At 68.5% G+C, this 308-nt stretch carries 1 protein-coding gene; it reads right to left on the reverse strand.

Annotated elements, in window-relative coordinates; translation table 11 throughout:
* Window positions 1-308, reverse strand: a 308-nt coding sequence (locus RVY79_RS18745; protein WP_317466063.1) for a hypothetical protein, incomplete at both ends; no start/stop codon positions are given.

The following is a 308-nucleotide window of genomic DNA, read 5'->3' on the forward strand; positions in this document are numbered from 1 at the left end:
GGCTGATGCTCCTGCGCTCACCATCCGATGTCCGCAGGCCCCAGCCAATGCTGACAGTCACCCCCTCTAACGAGAGGGAGAGCGGTAGCCGGCCGCCGTCCATCACCGTCCGAATTGCCTGGAGGATGTCCACCCCGAGTTTCGCGGCGTGCGCCCGCCGAAGCCGATCCTCCTCGATCTCGCGAAGCCGCCGAGCTTGGGTGGCCGTGACTTCCGCTGGGCTCAGCGGCCACCGCAGGAAGCGGAGCGCTGCGCGCCATTGCGGCGAGATAGCAGCCCCACGAGCCAGCAGCAAATCGCGGGCCTGC

The organism is Chromohalobacter sp. HP20-39 (assembly GCF_033052815.1).
Taxonomy (GTDB): Bacteria; Pseudomonadota; Gammaproteobacteria; order Pseudomonadales; family Halomonadaceae; genus Chromohalobacter.